The organism is Xanthomonas sp. F1, from assembly GCF_014199855.1.
Genome location: NZ_JACHOK010000001.1, coordinates 492,306 through 513,170 on the forward strand (window position 1 = coordinate 492,306; position 20,865 = coordinate 513,170).

The following is a 20,865-nucleotide window of genomic DNA, read 5'->3' on the forward strand; positions in this document are numbered from 1 at the left end:
CGGCTGCGGCGTGCCGCCCACCCGCGTCCAGCGCATTCAAGGCTGGGCAGGCTCCAGCGACGCATCCCCGCCCAGCGTGCGATACAGCGTCACCCGATTGGTTGCCGCGGTCAGTTCGACCGCGACCAGGCTGCGCTGCGCCGCGTAGTAGCTGCGCTGCGCATCCAGGTTGGACAGCGCGCTCTCCACGCCGACGCGATAGCGCTGCGCGCTGGCGTCGTAGGTGTTGGCGGCATCGGCGAGCAGATCGCGCTGCGCCTGCAACTGCGCATCGATGGTGCCGCGCCGGGCCAACGCATCGGCCACTTCGCCGAAGGCGGTCTGCACGGTCTTTTCATAGCTGGCCACGGCGGCATCGCGCTGGGCCTCGGTGTAGCGCACGTTGGCGCGCGCCGCACCGCCATCGAACAAGCTGTAGGCGGCGCCGGCGCCGACCGAGCCGTTGAACGCGTCGTGGGTGAACAGGTCCGACAGCGCGGTGCTGGTCAGCCCGAGCAGGCCGCTCAGGCTGATGCGCGGAAACAACGCGGCGCGGGCAGCGCCGATCTGGGCATTGACCGCGCGCAGTTCGTATTCGGCCTGCACCACGTCGGGCCGGCGCAGCAGGATGGCCGTGTCCAGGCCGGCCGGCGGATCGCCGATGTGCGCCGCGGCCTCGTCGATCGACGCCGGCAACAGCGCCGGATCCACCGGAGCGCCGACCAGCAGCTGTAGCGCATTGACGTCCTGCGCCATCGCCGTGGTCTGCGCGGCCAGGTCGGACTGCGCGGCATGCAGCACCTGGTTGGCCTGGTCCAGCGCCGAGTGCGGCACGATGCCGCCGTCCACCCGCTGCGCGGTCAGCGCCACGCTGGCGCCGGCGCTGCGCACGGTGTCCTGCGCGAGCGTCAGCAGACTGCGGTCGCTGGCGTAGGTCAGCCACGCCGTGGCGATGTCGCCGATCAGGGTCAGGCGGGTGGCGCGTGCCGCCGCTTCCTGTTCCAGGTAGCGCTGCTGCGCGGCCGCGGTCAGCGCGTGGATGCGGCCGAACAGATCCAGTTCGAAGGCGGTGACGCCCACGCCCAGGTCGTAGTTGCTGGCATAGCCCGCGGCCGGCGCGGCCGCTGCGTTGCCGCCCTGCGTCGCGTCGTTGCCCGGGGCCGCGCCCTTGCCGCGATAGGAGCGCGTGGCGTTCGCGCTGGCGCCCACCTCGGGCAGCAGGGCGGCGCGCTGGATCCGGTACTGCGCCCGTGCCTGGGCGATATCGGCGAGCGCGATCCGCAGATCGCGGTTGTTGTCCAGCGCCTGGACGATCAGCGCCTGCAGGCGCGGGTCGCCGAACACCTGCCGGTAGCTCAGCGATGGCAGCGTCGCCTCGTGTTGCGCCAAGTAGGCATCGCCCACCGGCCACGACGGCGGGATCGGTGCGGTGGGCCGCACATAGGCCGGCGTCAGGCTGCACGCCGACAGCAGGCACGCGGCAGCGAGTACGAGCGCGCGCATCAGGCCGGCTCCGGCAGCGTCGGCGCGGATGGCGGCGCCGCACCGCCGCGGCGTGTGCGGCGGCGCGCCAGCCACTCGGCCATCGCGATATGGAACGCTGGGGTCAGGTACAGGGTCAGCGCCTGCGAGAACAGCAGCCCACCGACCACCGCGATGCCGAGCGGGCGGCGCGCTTCGGCGCCGGCGCCCACGCCCAGCGCGATCGGCAACGACCCCAGCACCGCCGCCAGGGTGGTCATCATGATCGGGCGGAAGCGCACCGTCGCCGCTTCCAGCATCGCCGCACGCGGCTGCTTCCAGCGCGCGTCGCCCGAACGCTCCAGGTCCAGCGCATAGTCCACCATCATGATGCCGTTCTTCTTGACCAGCCCGACCAGCAGGATCAGGCCGACGAAGCTGAAGAGATTGAGCTCCTGGCGGAACAGCACCAGCATCAGGATGGCGCCGAACCCGGCCAGCGGCAGCGAGGTCAGGATGGTGACCGGATGCAGTGCGTTTTCGTACAGGATCGCCAGCACGCCGTAGATCAGCAGCACGGTGATCAGCAGCAGCATCGGCAGCGTCTTCATCGAATTCTCGAAGGCCTGCGCCGAGCCGGCGAACTGGCCGCTGATCGCGCGTGCGTCGCCCTTTCCCAGGGTCTGTGCCATCAGGTTGCCGATGCCGGCGGCGGCATCGCCCAGTGACACGCCGGGCGCCAGGTTCATCGACAGCGTCACCGCCGGCAGGCCGGCGTAATGGTTGATCGCCACCGGCCCCACGCCCATGCGCACGTCGGCCACCGCGCGCAGCGGCACCATCGGGCCGCCGGCCGCGGTCAGTACCGCACTGGTGCCGGAACTGCTGTTGGAGGTCTGCGTGCCGATCGCGGTGATGCCCGGGTTCTGATTGCCGTTGAACGACAGCGCATCCAGGCCGTTGAGGTCGGCCTGCGCCGCGGGGTCGACCTGCAGCAGCACTTCGTACTGATCGGTGTCGCCGTAGATGGTGCTGATCTTGCGGCCGCCGTACGCGCTCGCCAGGGTGTCCTGCAGGCCGGCGGCGGTGACGCCCAGCGCGGCGGCCTGCTCGCGGTGCAGCACCACCTCGATCTCCGGGTTCTTGAGCTGCAGGTCGCTCTGCGGATCCTGCACGTCGCGCAGTTGCCGGATGCGTTGCAGGATGCTGTCAGACTGGGCGTACAGCGCCTTCTGGTCGGTGGACTGCAGCACGTACTGCAGCGATCCGTTCGACGCCGTCGGCCCCATGTCGATCGCCGGCGGATTGCGCATGTTGAGGGTGATGCCCTGGATCGCGGCGACCTGCTTGCGCACGTCCTGGATCACCTCCTCGGCGCTGCCGCTGCGCTCGGACAGCGGCTTGAGCCCGATCAGCAGGCGCCCGCTGTTGCTGAGCGAATTATCCGAGCCGATCACCGATTCGACGTTGGCCACGTTGGGATTGCGCTGGATGATCTTCACCACCGCCGCCTGCTTGGCGACGAAGTCGGCGAAGGCGGTGCCCTCCGGCACGCGGGTGTCGCCGTCGATCTTTCCCGAGTCCACCTGCGGGATGAAGCCCTTCTCGACCACGGCGTAGACGCCGGCGGTGCCGACCAGGGTGGCCACGCCGATGACGCACATCAGGCCGATGCGTTCGGTCGCCCAGGCCAGCGAGCGCGCGTAGCCGCGTTCGCTGGCGTCGACCAGCCGGTCGAAGCGCTCGAACACCCAGCCCGTGCTCTTCTTCGGGTCGAGCCAGCGGCTGGCGAGCATCGGCGTGAGCGTCAGCGAGACGATGCCGGACAGGATCACCGCGATCGCGATCACCATGCCGAACTCAGAGAACAACCGCCCGACCAGCCCGCCCATGAACACGATCGGCAGGAACACCGCCGCCAGCGACACCGTCATCGACAGCACGGTGAAGCCGATCTCGCGCGAGGCGGCGATGGCCGCGTCCATGCGGCTGGCGCCCTGCTCGGCGTGGCGCACGATGTTCTCGATGACCACGATGGCATCGTCGACCACGAAGCCGACCGACAGGGTCAGCGCCAGCATCGAGATGTTGTCGAGGCTGAAGTGCAGCAGGCGCATCACCGCGAAGGTGCCGATCAGCGAAGTCGGCAGCACCAGCGCCACGATCAGGGTCGCCATCCAACTGCGCAGGAACAGCAGGATCACCACGATCACCAGCGCCAGCGAACCGAGCAGGGTCCACTCCACGTCCTCCACCGAGGCGCCGATGTAGTCGCCGCGGTCGTAGAGCACGTCGAGCTGGGCGTCGCCGGGCAACTGCGCGCGGATCCCCGGCAACGCCGCCTGGATGCCCTGGGTCACCGACAGCGTGTTGGCGCCGGGCTGGCGGTGGATGTTGATCTCGATCGCGCGCTGGCCGTTGAGCGAGGCGGCGGTCTGCAGGTTCTCGACGCTGTCCTCGGCATGGCCGACGTCGCGCAGGCGCACTGGCGCGCCGTCGGCATAGCTCAGCACCATGGCATCGAAATCGGCCGCGCGCTTGAGCTGGCCATCGGCACGCACGGTGTAGGAGCGCGCGCGCCCCATCAGCGTGCCGGCCGGCGCATTGCTGTTGCCCGCCTGCACCGCCGAGACCACCTGGTCGAAGCCCAGGTGGCGGGCGGCGAGCAGGTGCGGATTGACGAACAGGCGCACGGCGTACTTCTGCGCGCCGTTGACATCGATCTGGCCGGCGCCCGGCACCGAGGCCAGGCGCAGCGCCACGCGGTCCTTGGCGAACTGGTTGAGCAGCGGCAGCGCGATGGTCCTGGAGCGCAGGATCAGGTGCATGATCGGCGCGGCGCTGGGATCCTCCTTCTGGATCTGTGCCGGGTTGATCTCGCGCGGCAGCAGGCCGGCCGCCTGCGAGACCGCGTTCTGCACGTCCTGCGCGGCGGCATCGACATTGCGGCTCAACGCGAACTGCAACACGATGCGCGTGCTGCCGACGCTGCTGGTCGAGCTCATCGTGTCCAGCCCGGGCAGGCCGCTGAACTGGCGCTCCAGCGGCGTCGCCGCCGCCGCGGCCATGGTCTCGGGATTGGCGCCGGGCAGCGACATGTTGACGGTGATGGTCGGGAAGCTGACGTCGGGCAGCTCGCTGACCGGCAGCGCGAAGTAGGCCATGCCGCCGGCCAGCACCAGCCCGATCATCAGCACCGAGGTCATCACCGCGCGGCGGATGAACAGCGCCGACAGGTTCACGCATGCCGTCCGGTCGCCGCCGCGTTCGGCGTGGCGTGCGGGTTGCCGGATTGCACCGCGCTGCCGTCGCGCAGTTCGTTGGGCACGGTGAGGATGACGCGGTCGCCCGCACGCAGGCCCTTGGCGATCACCGCCTGCCCGTCGACCATCCGCGCCACGGTCAGCGGCCGCGCCGCGGCGCGACCAGCGACCACGCAGTACACGTACGGGCCCTGCTGTCCCTGCTGCAGGGCGCTCTCGGGCACCGACAAGGCCTGCGGGTCCTCGGCCAGAATCACCCGCACGGTGACGAACTGGCCGGGCCACAGCATGGCGCCGCTGTTGGCGAAGCGTGCGCGCAGCTCCAGGGTGCCGCTGCTGGTGTCGAAGGCGTTGTCGAGGAACGCCACCTCGCCGCGATCGAGCAGCCTGCCGCTCACCGCATCCAGCGCCAGCACCGGCAAGCCCAGGCCCTGGCGCCCCAGCGGCGCCGCCCGCACCGCGTCGACCTGCACGTGCGCCAGGGCGAAGCGCACCTCGATCGGCGTGCTGACGTTGAGCGTCACCAGCGCCGTGCTGGAGCCGCTGGACACCAGGTTGCCCGGCTTGACCGCGATGGCGCCGGCGCGGCCGTCGATCGGCGCGCGGATCTGGGTGTAGGCCAGCGACAGTTGGGTCTGCTCGACCTGCGCCTGGTCGGCGGCGACGGTGCCGCGCAGTGAGCGCAGCGTGTCGGCCGCGGTGGTGTAGGTCTTGGGATCGACCGCGCCGGTCCTGGACAGCTTGGCGTAGCGCGCCTCGGTATCGGCCGCATCCGCCGCCAGCGCCTGGTCGCGGGTCAGTGTGGCGCGCGCCTGCGCCAATGCCGCCCGCAGCGGCCGCGGGTCGATGGTGAACAATAGTTGCCCGGCGTGGACCTGCTCGCCGTCATGGATCAGCACCGACTGCAGCACTCCGTCGGCCTGCGCGCGCACCTCCACGGTCTGCGGCGACAGCAGCGTGCCGGAGGTCTCGATGATGTCCGGGACCCGGTGCGGTGCGACCGTCATGGTCTGCACGCGCAAGGGTTCGGGCGCCGGCGCGGGTTGCTGGCGGTGTGCGCGCCAATACCAACCGCCGAGGATCAGCAGGCACAGCAAGGCCAGTCCGGCGGAGACGGTGGTCCGTCCCAGTCCGCGCGCCTTGCGTGGCGTTTGATAAGCGCTCGCGCGCCGACGCGGCGCGCGCAACGGCGTGACATCGTTGAAGGTGGCAGCAAGCGACGCGGGATCCCGTCCCGCGCCGACATCGAGGTGCTGCCCAGGGAACCGCCCATCGCTCTGGCTTCGCATGCCGGCCGCGTCCGCACTCGTGGTGAATGGCCATGCCGTGACACCAGGATCTCTGTGCGCACGCAGCGGCATAGCCTGTTCCAATGACGCCAGATCGCCAGTGATGGGGCCGTGATAGAACGCACATCGTCACGCGCGGTGTGCGTCGCCCTGTGCACGCGTCATCGACAGCGGCACGTCCTGGGCAGCAGCGCGGCGCCTGCCGGCCAGGCGCGCGTCCCAGCGTTCACGGACTGCTGTCGCGCTCCACCACCAGCACCCGCGCCGGCCCCTGCGGATGCGCCACGTGCTCGGTGCCTTCCGGCGCATGGAACACGTCGCCGGCCTGCAGCAACGCCGCCTGTTCGACGCCATGCACGCGCCAGCGCATCTGCACCTGCCCATCCAGCACCACGACCACCTCCTGCCCGTCGTTGACGTGCCAGACGTAGGGCGTGCCCTCGCTCCCCGAGCATGCCGCGCCGCGGTTGCGCGCGCCTGTGGCAAGGAAGAGCGAGGAAGTGGACGTCCGTCCACGCCCGAGCGATAACGCAGCGACGGGCACGCGCAACCGCGGCCCTTCGGGTTGGGTCTCTCAGGCGCGGCTGCTGGTGAACTCCCGCGCACGCAGCACCCGCGGCGCACCGCTCATGCCAGGCCGCGCGCGCGGCGGTTGGACTGCAGCACGTTGGCGCGCGGCAGCGGCAGCCCCGCCTCCACCGCTGCGATCCACTGCGCGGTGTCGGCGACCGCGGCGAAGTTGCTGTGGAACACCACCCCGAACACGCGGTGGATCTCTTCGGCGCTGGCCTGGCCGGCGGCGTTGGCGTACGCCAGCGCGCCGCTGGCGTCGCCCAGCACTTCCACCGCCAGCCCGCGGTGGAAAGCCTCGTACACGGTGGAGGCGTTGCAGTTGTGGGTCATGTAGCCGACCACGGTGAGGGTGTCGATCGCCTGCGCCTGCAGCCAGGCGGCCAGGTCGGTGTCGGCGAACACGCTGGGCCGGGTCTTGCGCAGCAGCCGCGTGTGCGGCCGAGCGGCGACCTGCGGGTGCAACGCCCAGCCGGCGCTGCCGTCGGCGAACACCGGTGACTGCGCCGGCGCGGTGTGCTGCACCACCAGCACCGGCACGCCGTGCGCCTGTGCCGCATCCATCGCCTGCAGGATGTTGGGCAGCGACTGCGCCACCGGCGGATGCGCGATGGGCAGTGCGCCGTCGAAGTACTCGTTCTGGACATCGATGACCAGCAAAGCGCGGCGGGGAGAAGACATGGGTGACTCCGGCGAAGGGGCAGCCAGTTTCGGCAACCGCACCCGCGCCGACGAGTGGCCCGAAACACCATTTTCGCTAAAATCAGGCCATGTCGCCGCATCGCATCGCCGTGGTCGCCTTCGACCGCATCAGCCCCTTCCACCTCGCGGTGCCCTGCCAGGTGTTCGAGGCGCGGCCGGACACCGACCTGCCGGCCTTCGATCTGCGCGTGTGCGCCGCCGAGCCGGGCCTGCTGCGCACCGACGCCGGCTTCGCCATCCAGGTGCAGCATGGCCTGGAGGCGCTGGATGGCGCCGACACGGTGATCGTGCCGTCCTGGCGCGATGCCGCCGAACCGGCCCCGGCGGCGCTGTGCCAGGCGCTGCGCCGCGTCCACGCCGGCGGCGCGCAGGTGGTGGGTCTGTGCCTGGGCACCTTCGTGCTGGCCGACGCCGGCCTGCTCGACGGCCGTCCCGCCACCACCCACTGGGCGGCGCTGGCGCGCTTCGCGCAGCGCCACCCGCAGGTGCGGCTGCAGCCGGACGTACTGTACGTGGACGACGGCGACGTGCTGACCTCGGCCGGCACCGTGGCCGGCATCGATTGCTGCCTGCACCTGGTGCGACGCCGCCACGGCGCCGAGGTCGCCAACCGCATCGCCCGGCGCCTGGTGGTGGCGCCGCACCGCCAGGGCGGGCAGGCGCAGTACGTCGAACAACCGCTGCCGGCCAGCCGCCGCGACGCCCTGCTCGGCCCGACCCTGGACTGGATGCTGCAACGGCTGGAGCAGCCGCTGCGCCTGGACGCGCTGGCCGCGCATGCGCGGATGAGCCGGCGCAGCTTCACCCGGCAGTTCCGCCAGGTGACCGGGACCACCGTGGTGCAGTGGCTGGCGCACCAGCGCCTGGTCCGCGCCCAGCAGTTGCTGGAAAGCACCGACCTGGCGCTGGAGCGGATCGCCGCCGCCTGCGGCTTCGGCAGCGCCGGCGCGCTGCGCCAGCAATTCGCACGCGCCCTGGGCGTGCCGCCCTCGGCCTACCGCCGTGGCTTCCGCGCCGGCTGACGGCAGCCCGCTGCGTTCCGCCGGTCGCGCCACGTCACCCCCACCGGCAACCGCTACAATCGGCGCATGCGCGTCTTCCTCCAGCAACGCCCCGACGGCAACGAGCCGCCACGCTACCTCCAGTTGACCCTGCAGCCGGACCTGCTCGGCGGTTGGGAGCTGTTGCGCGAAAGCGGCCAGATCGGCGGCCGCGCGCAGCTGCGGCGCGAGCTGTACCTGCAGCAGGACGACGCCCACGCCGCCTTCGAGAAAGCCCGCGACGCGCAACTCAAGCGCGGCTTCCAGGTCATGTTCACCCGTGGCGCCGACGCGCCGCGCTAAGGAATCCCCATGCTCAAGAACGACCGCCTGCTGCGCGCGCTGCGCCGCGAGCCCGTGGACCAGACCCCCGTGTGGCTGATGCGCCAGGCCGGGCGCTACCTGCCCGAGTACCGCGCCACCCGCGCCCGCGCCGGCAGCTTCCTGGCCATGGCCAAGACCCCGGAACTGGCCTGCGAAGTGACCCTGCAGCCGCTGGCGCGGTTCCCGCTGGATGCGGCGATCCTGTTCTCGGACATCCTCACCATTCCCGATGCGATGGGCCTGGAGCTGTACTTCGTCGAAGGCGAAGGCCCCAAGTTCCGCCACCCGGTACGCGACGCCGCGGCGATCGCCCGGCTCGGCGTGCCGGACATGGAAACCGAGCTGCGCTATGTGATGGACGCGGTGCGGGTGATCCGTCACGAACTGGACGGCAGCGTGCCGCTGATCGGCTTCTCCGGCAGCCCCTGGACCCTGGCCTGCTACATGGTCGAGGGCGGCGGCAGCGACAACTACGCGCGGATCAAGGCGCTGGCGCTGAACGACCCGGCGGCGCTGCACCAGCTGCTGTCGGTCAACACCGACGCGGTGATCGCCTACCTGGCGGCACAGCGCGCGGCCGGCGCGCAGGCGCTGCAGGTGTTCGACACCTGGGGCGGCGTGCTGAGCCCGGCGATGTACCGCGAGTTCTCCCTGCCCTACCTGCAGCGCATCGCCCGCGAACTGGCGCGCGGCGACGGCGCCGAGCGCACCCCGCTGATCCTGTTCGGCAAGGGCAATGCGCCCTACCTGGAGGAACTGGCCGGCTCCGGCGCCGAAGGCGTGGGCGTGGACTGGACCATCGACTTGGCCGACGCCGCGCGCCGCACCGGCGGCCGCGTCGCCCTGCAGGGCAACCTGGACCCGGCGATGCTGTACGGCGCGCCGGAGGCAATCGAACGCGAAGTGCAGCGCGTGCTGCGCAGCTATGCCGAAGGCAACGGCGGCTCGCTGGACGGCCATGTGTTCAACCTCGGCCACGGCCTGTCGCCGGACATGCAGCCCGAACACGTCGGCGCGCTGGTGGAGGCGGTACAGCGGCATAGCCGGCGCGCATGAGCGCGCCGGTCACGCGTGCTTGAAATGGACTGGCGTACGCCGCAGCGCACCTGACGAACAATCTGCACGCCGTCGGAAAAGTACGAGAAGAGCACGAGGGAACAGGCCGACCCGCGCCTGACCCTTCGATTGCGACTGGCATCATAACGCGCGGCGATATCGGCACCCGGTCCGCGGCAGCGTTTTGCTTTGCTGATCTTCAGTCCCTGCCGGCCGGTATCGGAACCTGCGCCGTTTGATGCGCAGACACGGCGCCGCTACAGTGACGCCTTCGCTAGCGCGCTTCATCTGTTTGCACCGCCTCTGCGCGCCCCGTCTTCAACACGACAACGCCAAGAGACTACGGATGAGTGAACAACGCTTGAGCCGTTCGCGCCGGGACTTCATGCGCGTGGCGGTCACCGCCGCAGGTTTCGCGTCGCTTCCGTGGCTCACGCAGGCGCGCGCCGGAACGTCCGCCGACAACAAGGCGCCTTCTTCCGGCGGCCCAGGCCACACCGACGGCGGCAGCGCACGCGGCACGAAACTGATCCTGCTCGGCACCAAGGGCGGCCCCACTCCCTCCGCGTTGCGGGCGGCGCCGGCCAATGTGCTGCTGGTCGATGGACAGCCATACGTCGTGGATTGCGGCAACGGCGTCGCGCAGCAACTTACGAAAGCCGGAATCAGGCTGCCGGCTATCCGCGACATCTTCATCACGCACCACCACTCCGATCACAACGCCGATCTGCTGAACCTCGTGTTCCTCGCATGGGCGAGCGGGCTGCAGACGCCGGTGCATCTGTATGGGCCGCCGCGTATCGGGAAGATGGTCGACGATTTCGTCGATATGAATGCCATCGACCTCGACGTGCGAACCCGCGAGGAAGGCCGTCCGCCTTTCCGGCCGCTCGTCAACGTCCACGAATTCGATGCGCCGCGCACGGTGCTCGAAAACGATCAGGTACGCGTGAGCGCGACGCTCGTCGATCACTACACGATCAAGCCGGCATTTGCCTACCGCTTCGAAACGCGTGAGCGCACCATCGTCTTCTCAGGCGACACCCAATATGACGAACGTCTCGCCAGTTTCGCCAAAGGGGCCGACGTGCTCGTGCACGAAGTCATGTATCTGCCAGCCCTGGAAAAGCTGCTGAAAACGAACGACAACGCGCCCACACTGCTCGACCACCTGCTCAAGAGCCACACGACGACGGAGCAGGTCGGCAGAATTGCCGCGGCAGCAGGCGTGGGGACGCTGGTGCTCAACCACTTCGTGCCGGGCGGCGACCCGACCATCACCGACGACATGTGGACCAAGGACGTGCGTCGGCACTTCAAGGGCAACATCGTTGTCGGCAAGGACCTCATGGAAATCTGACGACACGCCATGACGATGCCCCGGCCTCCTGTCGCGTTGACCGTCCTGACCGGCTTTCGGCTCAGACAAGACAGCCTCTTGAACCGCCTGCTACCGCAGGCGGCGACGAGTCGTGTGCGCGACACTGCGGTCCCGTCGGCCAGGCCACGCGCATGAATCCGGTCAGTTACTTCGAAATCCCGGCCGCCGACCTGGAGCGCGCCATCGCCTTCTACAGCGCCGTGTTCGATACCACGTTCGAACGTGCGCAAGTGGATGGCAACGCCATGGCGTTCTTCCCCTACGCGCCGGGCCGCCCAGGCGCCAGCGGCGCGCTGGCCCAAGGCGACAGCTACACGCCCGGCCAGGCCGGTGCGCGCCTGTACTTCACGGTACAGGACGTCCGCGCCACGCTCGACAAAGCGATCGCCGCCGGAGGCCGCGTGCTGTATCCGCCGACCTTGGTCGGCGCCTTCGGCGAGGTCGCCGAAATCGAGGATTGCGAAGGCAATTGCGTCGCGCTACACGGGCCGCCGGTCGCCGCCGACACCGCGTCCTGACGGGACGCGGGAAGCCCGGAGTTCCGAGCAAAAGCGTTATCGCGCGACCCGATGGGAACGTGGCGATTTTCTTGTGGGAGGGACTTCAGTTCCGACGCGCTTTCCCGGTAAGGCCGTCGGGACTGAAGTCCCTCCCGCAGTGCAGTCGCAACCCCGCTGCACGTGCGGAAGAATCCCGGGTCACGGGTCCCACCCTTCAGCGTCATCGCTGAGCGCCGACTGGATGACGCACGCGCCGCGAGCGCGGCTGCACGGCACGGCGACGCGATCTGCGCGATCCTATTGCTCCCCCGCGTCGCCCTGCATGCCGATGTCCGCGCCCTCCTCCGATCCGATCGCCGTTCCCAACGCGCGCAGTTTCCGTCCGCTGCTGTGGCTGGTGTCGCTGGCCATCTTCATGCAGATGCTCGATGCCACCATCGTCAACACCGCGTTGCCGGCGATGGCGCGCAGCCTCGGCGAGAGCCCGCTGCAGATGCAGTCGGTGGTGTTCAGTTACGCGCTGGCGGTGGCGATGTTCATTCCCGCCTCCGGCTGGATCGCCGACCGCTACGGCACCCGCCGCACCTTCCTGGCCGCGATCGTGCTGTTCACCCTCGGCTCGCTGCTGTGCGCGGCGGCGCCGCGGCTGCCCTACCTGGTGGCCGCGCGCGTGCTGCAGGGCATCGGCGGCGCGATGCTGCTGCCGGTCGGCCGGCTGGCGGTGATGCGCTCGGTGTCGCGCGCGCAGTTCCTCAGCGCGATGAGCTTCATCGCCATCCCCGCGCTGATCGGGCCGCTGGTCGGGCCGACCCTGGGCGGCTGGCTGGTGCAGGTGGCGTCCTGGCACTGGGTGTTCCTGATCAACCTGCCGATCGGCGCGATCGGCTTCGTCGCGGCGCTGAAGATCATGCCGGACTTCTACGGCGAGCAACGCACCCGCTTCGACCTGATCGGCTACGCGATGCTGGCCTTCGGCATGGTCGCGCTGTCGCTGGCGCTGGACGGCATCTCCGAGCTGGGCCTGCGCCACGCCTTCGTGATGTTGCTGGCCATCGCCGGGCTGGCGGCGCTGATCGGCTACTGGCTGCACGCGGCCAATGCGCCGGCGGCGCTGTTTCCGCTGCACCTGTTCAAGGTCATCAGCTTCCGCATCGGCATCCTCGGCAACCTGTTCTCGCGCGTGGGCAGCGGCAGCATGCCGTTCCTGATCCCGCTGCTGCTGCAGGTCGGCCTGGGCATGAGTCCGATGAACGCCGGGCTGATGATGATCCCGGTGGCGCTGGCCGGCATGGCCTCCAAGCGCGCCGCGGTGAAACTGGTGGAACGCTTCGGCTACCGCCGCGTGCTGATGACCAACACCGTGCTGGTCGGCACCGCGATGGCCAGCTTCCTGCTGTTCGACGCCGGCCAGCCGCTGGGCTGGCGGCTGCTGCAACTGGCCCTGTTCGGCGCGGTCAACTCGCTGCAGTTCACCGTCATGAACACGGTGACCCTGCGCGACCTGGACCGCGACCAGGCCAGCGCCGGCAACAGCCTGCTGTCGATGGTGATGATGCTGGCCACCGGCTTCGGCGCCGCGGCCGCCGGCAGCCTGCTGGCGGCGTTCAACACCCACCTCGGCGACACCCACGGCGCCACCGCGGCGCTGCATGCGACCTTCGTGTGCGTGGGCGCGATCACCCTGACCTCGACGCTGATCTTCTGGCAGTTGCCCGATACCCGGCCGCATCCGAAGCAGGTAGAGGAAGTGGCGGAGTGAAGCCGGGACCCGGGACCCGGGACCCGGGACCCGCAAAAGCCTAGAACGAAGCGCTTTCGGCTGTACGCGCGAAGCCGTTCCTGTAGCGAAACCGCACCACGCACCGCCTACGCGCGGTCGCCTTTGCCGTCGCTCTCTCCGGGTCCCGGGTCCCGGGTCCCCGGTCCCGGCTTCCCTTCCACCGCCTCCGCCAGCATCTCGCCGGTCACCGGCTTGCGCAGGAAGCCGCTGAAGCCAGCGGCGCGGGCCTGCGGTTCGGCGTCGGCGTCGGCGCGGGCGGTGACCGCGATCAGCGGCATGCCGTAGCCGAAGGCGCGCAGCTGCCGCGCCAGCGCCAGGCCATCCAGGCCGGGCAGGTCCAGGTCCAGCAAGGCGATGTCGAACGTGCTGGCCGCCGCTTCGGTCAACGCGGCCAATGCATGCACGGCGTGGGTGACGTGGTGCCCGCGCGCGCGCAGCAGGCCGCCGACCACCTCGGCCACGGTCGGGTCGTCCTCGACCAGCAGGATCCGCCGCGGCGTCGCGGCACTGTCGGGCGCGCGGGTGTCGCGCGGTGCCTGCGGCAACGGCTCGGGCGTCCACGGCAACGGCAGCTCAACCATGAAGCGGGTGCCGGCACCGAGGCGGCTGCGCAGTTCGATGCGCCCGCCCATTGCCACCGCCAGTTCCTGGCTGATCGCCAGGCCCAGGCCGCTGCCGCCATAGCGCGCGGCGGTGCGCGGCCCGTCGGCCTGCTCGAAGCGCTGGAACAGCCGCGCCTGCTGTTCGGCATTGATGCCTGGCCCGGTGTCGGCGACCTCGAAGCGCACGCCTTGCTGCGGCTGCAGCGGCGCCACCCGCAACTGCACGCTGCCGTGCTCGGTGAACTTGATGGCGTTGTTGAGCAGGTTCAGCAGGATCTGCCGCACCCGCGTGGCGTCGCCGCGCGCGGTGACCTGCGGCGGCATGGCGTTGTCCAGGGCGAAGGCAAGGCCGCGGCCGCGCGCCATCGGCCCCATCATCGCCTCCAGTTCGGCGATCAACCGGCCCAGGTCGAACGGCTGCTGTTCCAGTTCCAGCCGCCCGGCCTCGATCCGCGCCAGGTCCAGCGCATCGTTGACCAGGCGCAGCAGATGCGAACCGGCGTCGCGGATCGATTCGGTGTAGCGGCGCTGCTTGGGATCCAGCGGCGTGGCCAGCAGCAGTTCGCTCATGCCCAGCACCCCGGTCATCGGCGTGCGCACCTCATGGCCGAGCGTGGCCAGGAAGCGGGTCTTGGCCAGCGAGGCCTGCTCGGCCACCTCCTGCTTGTGCACCGCCAACTGCCAGGCCGCGCGCCGGCGCAGGCGGCGCCGGTACAGGTAGGCGAGCAGCCACAGTGCCAGCACCGCCAGCACCGCCAGCCCGGCCAGACCCCACGGGCTGCGCCACCACGGCGGCAGGACGCGGAAGTGCAAACTGACCACGTTCGACCACACCTTGTCGGCGGTACGCGCCTGCATCTCCAGGGTGTAGTGGCCCGACGGCAGCCGCGAGAACAGCCGCTCGCCGCTGGCGCCGACATCGACCCAGTCCGGGTCGTAGCCGCTGAGGCGGAAGCGGTAGGTGTTGGCGTCGGTATCGGAGAACGACAGCAGCCGCGCGACCACGTGCAGATCGCGGTCGCCTTCCTGCAGCACGATGCGGTCGGCGTGCAGCAGGTCCATCCCGCGCTCACCGCGGCGCACGCCGATGCGCTCGATCACCAGCGGCGGCTGCCGCCGCGACGGCACCACCTGCGCCGGCTCGAACAGCACCACGCCGTCCGGGGTGCCGCCGAGGATCTGCCCGCTGCGCGCCTGCACCAGGGTGCGGATCTGGAATTCCTGGTTGGGCAGGCCATCGTGCACGCCATAGGAGCGGATCGCCCTGCTCGCCGGATCGACCCGGATCAGCCCGCGTACGCTGCTCAGCCAGGCCACGCCGCTGGCATCGACCACCAGGCCGTTCGGCGCCAGCGCCGGAAACTCCTGTTCGGCGTCGATGCGGTCGAGCAGGCTCAGCCGGCGGCCATCCCACAGATAGCGCTCCAAGCAGCCGACACTGGCCAGCCAGACCACGTTGCCGTCGCTGATCGCCAGAGCGCTCAGGGGGCGTTGCGGCGCCCCGGGCACCGGCTCGAACCGCGCGCGCTGCGGGTTCCAGGCGAGCAGGCCGTGCTGCCCCAGCAGCCAAGGCTGGCCCTGCGGCCCGAGGCTCGCCTCCTGCACGGTCAGATCCGCAGGCAGGCCGGCGCTTCCCGGGGCCATGTTGCGCAGCACGTGGCCATCCAGGTCGCGCACCTGCACGCCGGTGATGTCGCTGAAGATCCAGATGTGGCGGTCGCTGCTGAAGACGATCCGGTCCACCTGGTCCAGCATCGGCGCGTCGGCGCCGGCGTCCTTTCCCCAGCGCCGGACCTCGCCGCTGGCCGGATCGTAGCGCAGCACCGCCCCCGCGGCCGCCGCCCACAGCCGGCCCTGCGGGTCCTCGGCGAGCGCCCGCGTCCAGTCCAGGCCGAACATCGCCCGCATGTGCCGATGCACGGCGCCGGTGGCCGGGTCGAGCTTGTCCAGCACCCCGCGCGTGCCGGCCAGCCACACCCCGCCGTCGCGGGAGGCGGCGGTGGCGAGCACGTACGGATTGCCCATCGACTCCGGGTCGTCCACCCGGTAGGACAGCACCGAGAACTGCTGCCAATTGGCCGGCAGGTGCCACAGGCCGGCATTGGTGCTGGCGAACCACAGGCCGCCCTCGCGGTCCTCGAAGGCCAGCGACCAGTTCGGCTTGACCAGCCCATGCGCGGAATTGCTGTACAGCGGCACGTTGCGGATCACCCCGGACTCGCTCTCGCGGCCCAGCCCTTCCATGGTGTCGAACCAGCGCGTGCCGTGGCGGTCGTGGACCAGCATGCCCAGCACGCTGTCGTCGGGCATGTTGCGCCAGTACGGCTCCACCACGCTGGCGTCGGCGCGCAGCAGGCGCACCCCGCCCAGGGTGGAGACCCACAGCGTCTCGTCGCGCTCGGGGGTCAGCCCCTGCACCTCCGGCCGCGGCAGCGCGGCGGCGTCGAGCCGCTGGAAATCGCGGCCCGTCCAACGTGCCAGGCCGCCGCGCGTCCCCACCCACAAGGTGCCGTCGGGCGTGGTCGCCAGATGGGTGACGCTGGCCGAAGGCAGGCTGCGCGCGTCGCCGGGGATCGGCATGAAGCGGCGCAGGCGGCCGTCCGGCTGCAGTTGATGCAGGCCGCCAGCGGAGGTCCCGAACCAGACGCTGCCGTCTGGCGTGGAGGCGATGGCCCACACGGTGGTGGAACCGATCTGCGGATAGGTGCTGCGATCGTAGTAACGGAACTGGCGGCGGTCGGCCGAGAGCATGCCCAGGCCGGCGCCGTCGGTGCCGAACCAGACCCGGTTCTGCGCATCGACGTGCACCGACCAGATCTTGTTGTGGTGCAGGCCGTCCTCGATCCGCCAGATGCGGTAGCCGCGTCCGTCGAAGCGCGCCAGGCCGTCGCTGCTGGCCAGCCACAGGTAGCCGAGCTTGTCCTCGGCGAAGCCATTGATGCTGTTGGACGGCAAGCCGTCGGCCACGGTCAGTTGCCGCGGCTGCGGCGTCGGCGGCACTGCCGCGCCGGCGACCGCGGTCCACGCCAGCAGCAGCCATCCCAAGATCCGTCTCGACCGCATCGCCTCTGTCTCCCCCGACGGGCATCCGTCCCGCACCACCGCGCCATCGTCGGCGATAAGCGCCGGCGCTGGCAACCGCGGCCCTGCATCGACTCAGAGCGGCGGCGGCGCGCCGTCCAGCACGGCGTCGATCGCGGCTTCGAGCATCTGCCCGGTGACCGGCTTGCGCACGAATCCAGCGAAGCCCGCGGCGCGCGCGGCGTCCTCGGCCTCGCCATCGGAACGCGCGGTCACCGCCAGCAGCGGGAAGCCGTAGCCCAGCGCACGCAACTGCCGCGCCAACGCCAGGCCGTCCAGCGCCGGCAAGTCCAGGTCGAGCAGGCCGATGTCGAAGCTGCCCTGGCTGGCTTCGGTCAGCGCCTCCAGGCCGTGCGCGGCCCAGGCCACCTGGTGGCCGCGGCCGCGCAGCAGTTCGACCATCACCTGGGCCACGGTCGGTTCGTCCTCGACCAGCAGGATGCGCAGCGCGGTGCGCGCCCGCGGGGCCGCCACCGGCACCGCCGCGGGTTCCTGCGCCGGGCGCCAGCGCAGCGGCAGGCCCACGCGGAAGCGCGCGCCGTGCCCGAGCCGGCTCTCGACCTGGATGCGCCCGCCCATCGCCATCGCCAGTTCCTGGCTGATCGCCAGGCCCAGGCCACTGCCGCCCTGGCGCACCGCTGTGCGCGGGCCGTCGCCCTGTTCGAAGCGCTGGAACAGCCGCGCCTGCTGCTCGGCGCCGATGCCCGGGCCAGTGTCGGCCACCTCGATGCACAGCCCGTGGCCGTCCTGCGCCGGCGCCACCCGCAGCGCCACCGAGCCGCTGCTGGTGAACTTGATCGCGTTGCCGAGCAGGTTCAGCAGGATCTGCCGCACCCGCAGCGCATCGCCTTCCACCGTGGTCGGGCCGGGCATCGCGTCGTGCAGATCGAAGCGCAACCCGCGCGCCTGCGCCAGCGGCGCCATCAGGTTGACCACCTCGGCGATCAGCGCCTGCAGCGCGAACGGCTGCGATTCCAGGCGCAGGCGCCCGGCCTCGATCCGCGCCAGATCCAGCGCATCGTTGACCAGGTGCAGCAAGTGGGTGCCGGCGCGGCGGATCGACTCGGTATAGCCGCGCTGCTTGGGGTCCAGCGGCGTGGCCAGCAACAGTTCGCTCATGCCCAGCACTCCGGTCAGCGGCGTGCGCACCTCGTGGCCGAGCGTGGCCAGGAAGCGGGTCTTGGCCAGCGAGGCCTGCTCGGCCAGTTCCTGCTTGTGCAAGGCCAGTTCCCAGGCGTGCTGGCGGCCCAGGCGGCGCCGGTAGGCGCGCAGCGACACCAGCAGCAGCAGGCCGGCCGCGGCGAGCAGCCCGACGATGCCCCAGACGCTGCGCCACCACGGCGGCTGCACCCGGAACGGCAGACGCAGCGTCGGCGACCAGGCGCCGTTGCGGGTGCGCGCCTGGATCTCCAGCACCTGCGCGCCATCCGGCAGTTGCGGCAGGGTGCGTTCGCCGCTGGCGCCGGTGCTGACCCAGTCGCGGTCGTAGCCCGGCAGGCGGAATCGGTAGACGATGTGTTCCGGATCGATGTAGGACAGCAACCGCACCGCCACGCGCAGGTCGCGATCGTCCGATCGCAGCACGAAGTCGCCGCGCGTCGGCAGCGCCAGCAGGCGCGGGCCGCGCCGCACCTGCACGCTCTCCATGCTCAGCGCCAGCGGCACCGGCACCGGATCCGGCTGCTGCGTGTCCAGCAGCGCCACGCTGCCGTCGGCGGCGGCGGCCACCAGCACGCCGTCGGCGGTCATCAGCAGGCCGCGCCGCACCAGTTCCTGGCTGCCGAGCCCGTCGCGGGTGCCGAACGCGCGCACCGCCGGGGTGCGCCGCGGATCGACCCGGAACAGGCCGCGGCGCATGCCCAGCCAGGCACGCCCCTGCGGATCGGCGACCAGCGCACTGGACTCGGTGGCCGGCAGCCCGTCGGCCACTGCGTAGCGCTGGCTGCGCTGCCAGTGCGTGCCGGTGCGCCGCCACAGTTCCAGGCCGGACAGGCGATGCACCCACAGCGTACGCGCGTCGGCGAAGGCGAACGACTGCACCTTCTCGCCGGCCAGTTCCGGCGGCGTGCGGAACTGGCCGGCCGCCTCGTCCCAGTGCTGGAACTGTTCGTCGGCCACCCACGGCAGCCCGTCCGGTGCCATCGCGAACGCGGCGATGTCGGTGCCGGCCAGGCCGTGCTGGCCGCCGGGAATGTTCTGCAGCACGTGACCATCGCCATCGCGCACCTGCACGCCATAGCCCGGCGCGGCGATCCACAGCCGCTGGCGCGCATCAAGTTGCAGCCAGGCGAGCGTGCCGTCCGGAATCGCATCGGCCTCGCCGGCTTCGCGGGTCCAGCGCTGCAGGGGGCCGCCGTCCAGCGGGCCGCGCAGCAGCGTGCCGCTACCACCGATCCACAACGCGCCGCGCGGGTCGTCCAGCACCGACAGCATGCGTCCGCTGGGCGCGCCATTGGCCCAGTGCGGCGCGCTCAACGCACCGTTGGTGGTGTCGAGGCGGAACACGCTGGCGCCGGAACCGAGCAGCCACACGCCGCCGGCACGGGCCGGCGCCAGGCCGACGTACTGATCGGCGGGCAGGCCCTGTGCGGTGCCCAGCACCGCCAGGCGACGCCAGTCCGGACGCAGGTAGCCCAGGCCGCGCGTCGGCAGCGGTACCCACAGGCCGCCTTCGCGGTCGCGCAACACCGCCTCCACCACGCTGGCGCCGGATACCGCCGCACCGCCGGTGTCCACCCGCCGCGCCGGCCCGTCGGCCGGCTTGTGCCACAGTCCCTCGCCGTTGCCGAGCCAGTAACCGCCGGCACCATCCTCGGCGATCGCGCTGACCGCGCGATGCAGGCCGTCGACCCAGTCCGCGCGCAGCCAGCGCCCGGCGCGGTCGCGTCGGAACAAGCCGGTGTTGCCGCTGAACCACAGACCGTCGCCGAGCGGGGTGATCGCTGTGATCACCTGCGCCTTGTCCGGCATGCCGTCGTCGATGCGATAGGCGCTGATGCGCTGGCCGTCGTAGCGCAGCAGGCCCTTGAAGGTGCCCACCCACAATACCCCGGCCTCGTCGAAGGCCAGGGTCAGCACGGCACTGTCGAGCAGCGCGTCCACCGTCGGGTCGCCGGCGCGGATGCGCTGCACCCGGCCGTCGCCGCCCAGCCGGTACAGGCCGCCGCGGTAGGTGCCGAAGAACACCGCGTCGCCGCGACTGGCGATGGCGAACACCTCGTCGCTGCGCATCGCCGGCTGCGTGGCCATGTTGAAGTGGCGGAACCCGCGCCGGTCCGCGCCCAACATGCTCAGGCCGCCGCCCTCGCAGGCCACCCAGATGCGGTCGCGCGCGTCGATGTGCAGGTCCTGCACGTAGTTGCAGCGCAGCGAGGCCGGATCGGCCGGATCGTGGCGCCAGACCCGGAACTCGCGCCCGTCATAGCGGGCCAGGCCATCGCCGCTGGCGATCCACAGATAGCCGTCGCCGTCCAGTTGCAGCGCGGAGATGTCGCTGGACGGCAGCCCTTGCTCGCTGGAGAACACCCGGAAGCGCGGCAGTTCCGGCACGCTGGCCCAGGCCTCGGCGCACAGGCCGGCCAGCGCCAACAGGCACAGCAGCCCCCAGCGGCGCCACGGGCGTGGGGAACGCGGGATGGGGGGCATGGACATCGGCTCCGGCAAAGGACGTCGGCGGATGAACACCGGCGCACTGCCGGGGCCGGACGCGCAGGGCGGCCGCTCCGTGTGCCGCTCGCCGCGGCAGCGCTCTTATACCCCGCGGCGCCGCAAAAATCACACCTGCCACCGCGTGCAACGAACCGTTACGCGGCGCAGGTACGCAGCCGGCCCGGACTG

Annotated in this window: 13 protein-coding genes; 6 read left to right on the forward strand and 7 right to left on the reverse strand. The window is 71.0% G+C overall.

Annotated elements, in window-relative coordinates; all coding sequences use genetic code 11:
* Nucleotides 1-36: 36 nt before the first annotated feature.
* From GGR71_RS02185 to GGR71_RS02205, 5 genes are all read right to left on the reverse strand, one after another.
* Nucleotides 37-1,482 carry an efflux transporter outer membrane subunit gene (locus tag GGR71_RS02185; RefSeq protein ID WP_184451601.1) on the reverse strand — a complete coding sequence of 482 codons (1,446 nt, stop codon included), beginning with the start codon at nucleotides 1,480-1,482 and terminating at the stop codon, nucleotides 37-39.
* Nucleotides 1,482-4,682: an efflux RND transporter permease subunit gene (locus GGR71_RS02190; protein WP_160959944.1), complete on the reverse strand. Its 3,201-nt coding sequence runs from the start codon at nucleotides 4,680-4,682 to the stop codon at nucleotides 1,482-1,484. The genes GGR71_RS02185 and GGR71_RS02190 overlap by 1 nt, the downstream gene beginning before the upstream one ends.
* The gene (locus GGR71_RS02195) at nucleotides 4,679-5,800 is read right to left on the reverse strand and encodes an efflux RND transporter periplasmic adaptor subunit (RefSeq protein WP_237474364.1); all 1,122 of its coding nucleotides are present in this window, start codon (nucleotides 5,798-5,800) and stop codon (nucleotides 4,679-4,681) included. The genes GGR71_RS02190 and GGR71_RS02195 overlap by 4 nt, the downstream gene beginning before the upstream one ends.
* A gap of 418 nt (nucleotides 5,801-6,218) precedes the next feature.
* Nucleotides 6,219-6,536 (reverse strand): cupin domain-containing protein, encoded by a 318-nt coding sequence (locus GGR71_RS20940; RefSeq protein ID WP_343160814.1) that lies wholly within the window; start codon nucleotides 6,534-6,536, stop codon nucleotides 6,219-6,221.
* 83 nt (nucleotides 6,537-6,619) lie between these two features.
* The gene (locus GGR71_RS02205) at nucleotides 6,620-7,243 is read right to left on the reverse strand and encodes a cysteine hydrolase family protein (protein WP_160959943.1); all 624 of its coding nucleotides are present in this window, start codon (nucleotides 7,241-7,243) and stop codon (nucleotides 6,620-6,622) included.
* Nucleotides 7,244-7,332: 89 nt separating this feature from the next.
* Here GGR71_RS02205 and GGR71_RS02210 point away from each other — a divergent pair, with 89 nt between their 5' ends.
* The 6 genes from GGR71_RS02210 to mdtD all read left to right on the forward strand — a co-directional run bounded on the left by GGR71_RS02210 (nucleotide 7,333) and on the right by mdtD (nucleotide 13,324).
* Nucleotides 7,333-8,286 carry a GlxA family transcriptional regulator gene (locus GGR71_RS02210; RefSeq protein ID WP_160959942.1) on the forward strand — a complete coding sequence of 318 codons (954 nt, stop codon included), beginning with the start codon at nucleotides 7,333-7,335 and terminating at the stop codon, nucleotides 8,284-8,286.
* 66 nt (nucleotides 8,287-8,352) lie between these two features.
* Nucleotides 8,353-8,607, forward strand: coding sequence for a WGR domain-containing protein (locus GGR71_RS02215; RefSeq protein ID WP_160959941.1), 255 nt, complete (start codon nucleotides 8,353-8,355; stop codon nucleotides 8,605-8,607).
* A gap of 9 nt (nucleotides 8,608-8,616) precedes the next feature.
* The gene (hemE, locus tag GGR71_RS02220) at nucleotides 8,617-9,684 is read left to right on the forward strand and encodes a uroporphyrinogen decarboxylase (RefSeq protein WP_160959940.1); all 1,068 of its coding nucleotides are present in this window, start codon (nucleotides 8,617-8,619) and stop codon (nucleotides 9,682-9,684) included.
* A gap of 346 nt (nucleotides 9,685-10,030) precedes the next feature.
* Entirely contained in the window at nucleotides 10,031-11,044 is a 1,014-nt protein-coding gene (locus GGR71_RS02225) for an MBL fold metallo-hydrolase (RefSeq protein ID WP_160959939.1), read from the forward strand.
* 152 nt (nucleotides 11,045-11,196) lie between these two features.
* Complete coding sequence (locus GGR71_RS02230) at nucleotides 11,197-11,583, forward strand: VOC family protein (RefSeq protein ID WP_160959938.1); 387 nt, start codon at nucleotides 11,197-11,199, stop codon at nucleotides 11,581-11,583.
* Between the two features lie 310 nt (nucleotides 11,584-11,893).
* Nucleotides 11,894-13,324, forward strand: a complete 1,431-nt coding sequence (gene mdtD / locus GGR71_RS02235; RefSeq protein WP_048490418.1) for a multidrug transporter subunit MdtD — start codon at nucleotides 11,894-11,896, stop codon at nucleotides 13,322-13,324.
* A gap of 107 nt (nucleotides 13,325-13,431) precedes the next feature.
* On the opposite strand, the gene GGR71_RS02240 is transcribed toward mdtD, so the two are convergent.
* Both GGR71_RS02240 and GGR71_RS02245 read right to left on the reverse strand, forming a co-directional pair.
* Nucleotides 13,432-16,992, reverse strand: coding sequence for an ATP-binding protein (locus GGR71_RS02240; protein ID WP_160959937.1), 3,561 nt, complete (start codon nucleotides 16,990-16,992; stop codon nucleotides 13,432-13,434).
* Between the two features lie 111 nt (nucleotides 16,993-17,103).
* Nucleotides 17,104-20,673 carry an ATP-binding protein gene (locus GGR71_RS02245; RefSeq protein ID WP_184451604.1) on the reverse strand — a complete coding sequence of 1,190 codons (3,570 nt, stop codon included), beginning with the start codon at nucleotides 20,671-20,673 and terminating at the stop codon, nucleotides 17,104-17,106.
* Nucleotides 20,674-20,865 lie beyond the last annotated feature (192 nt).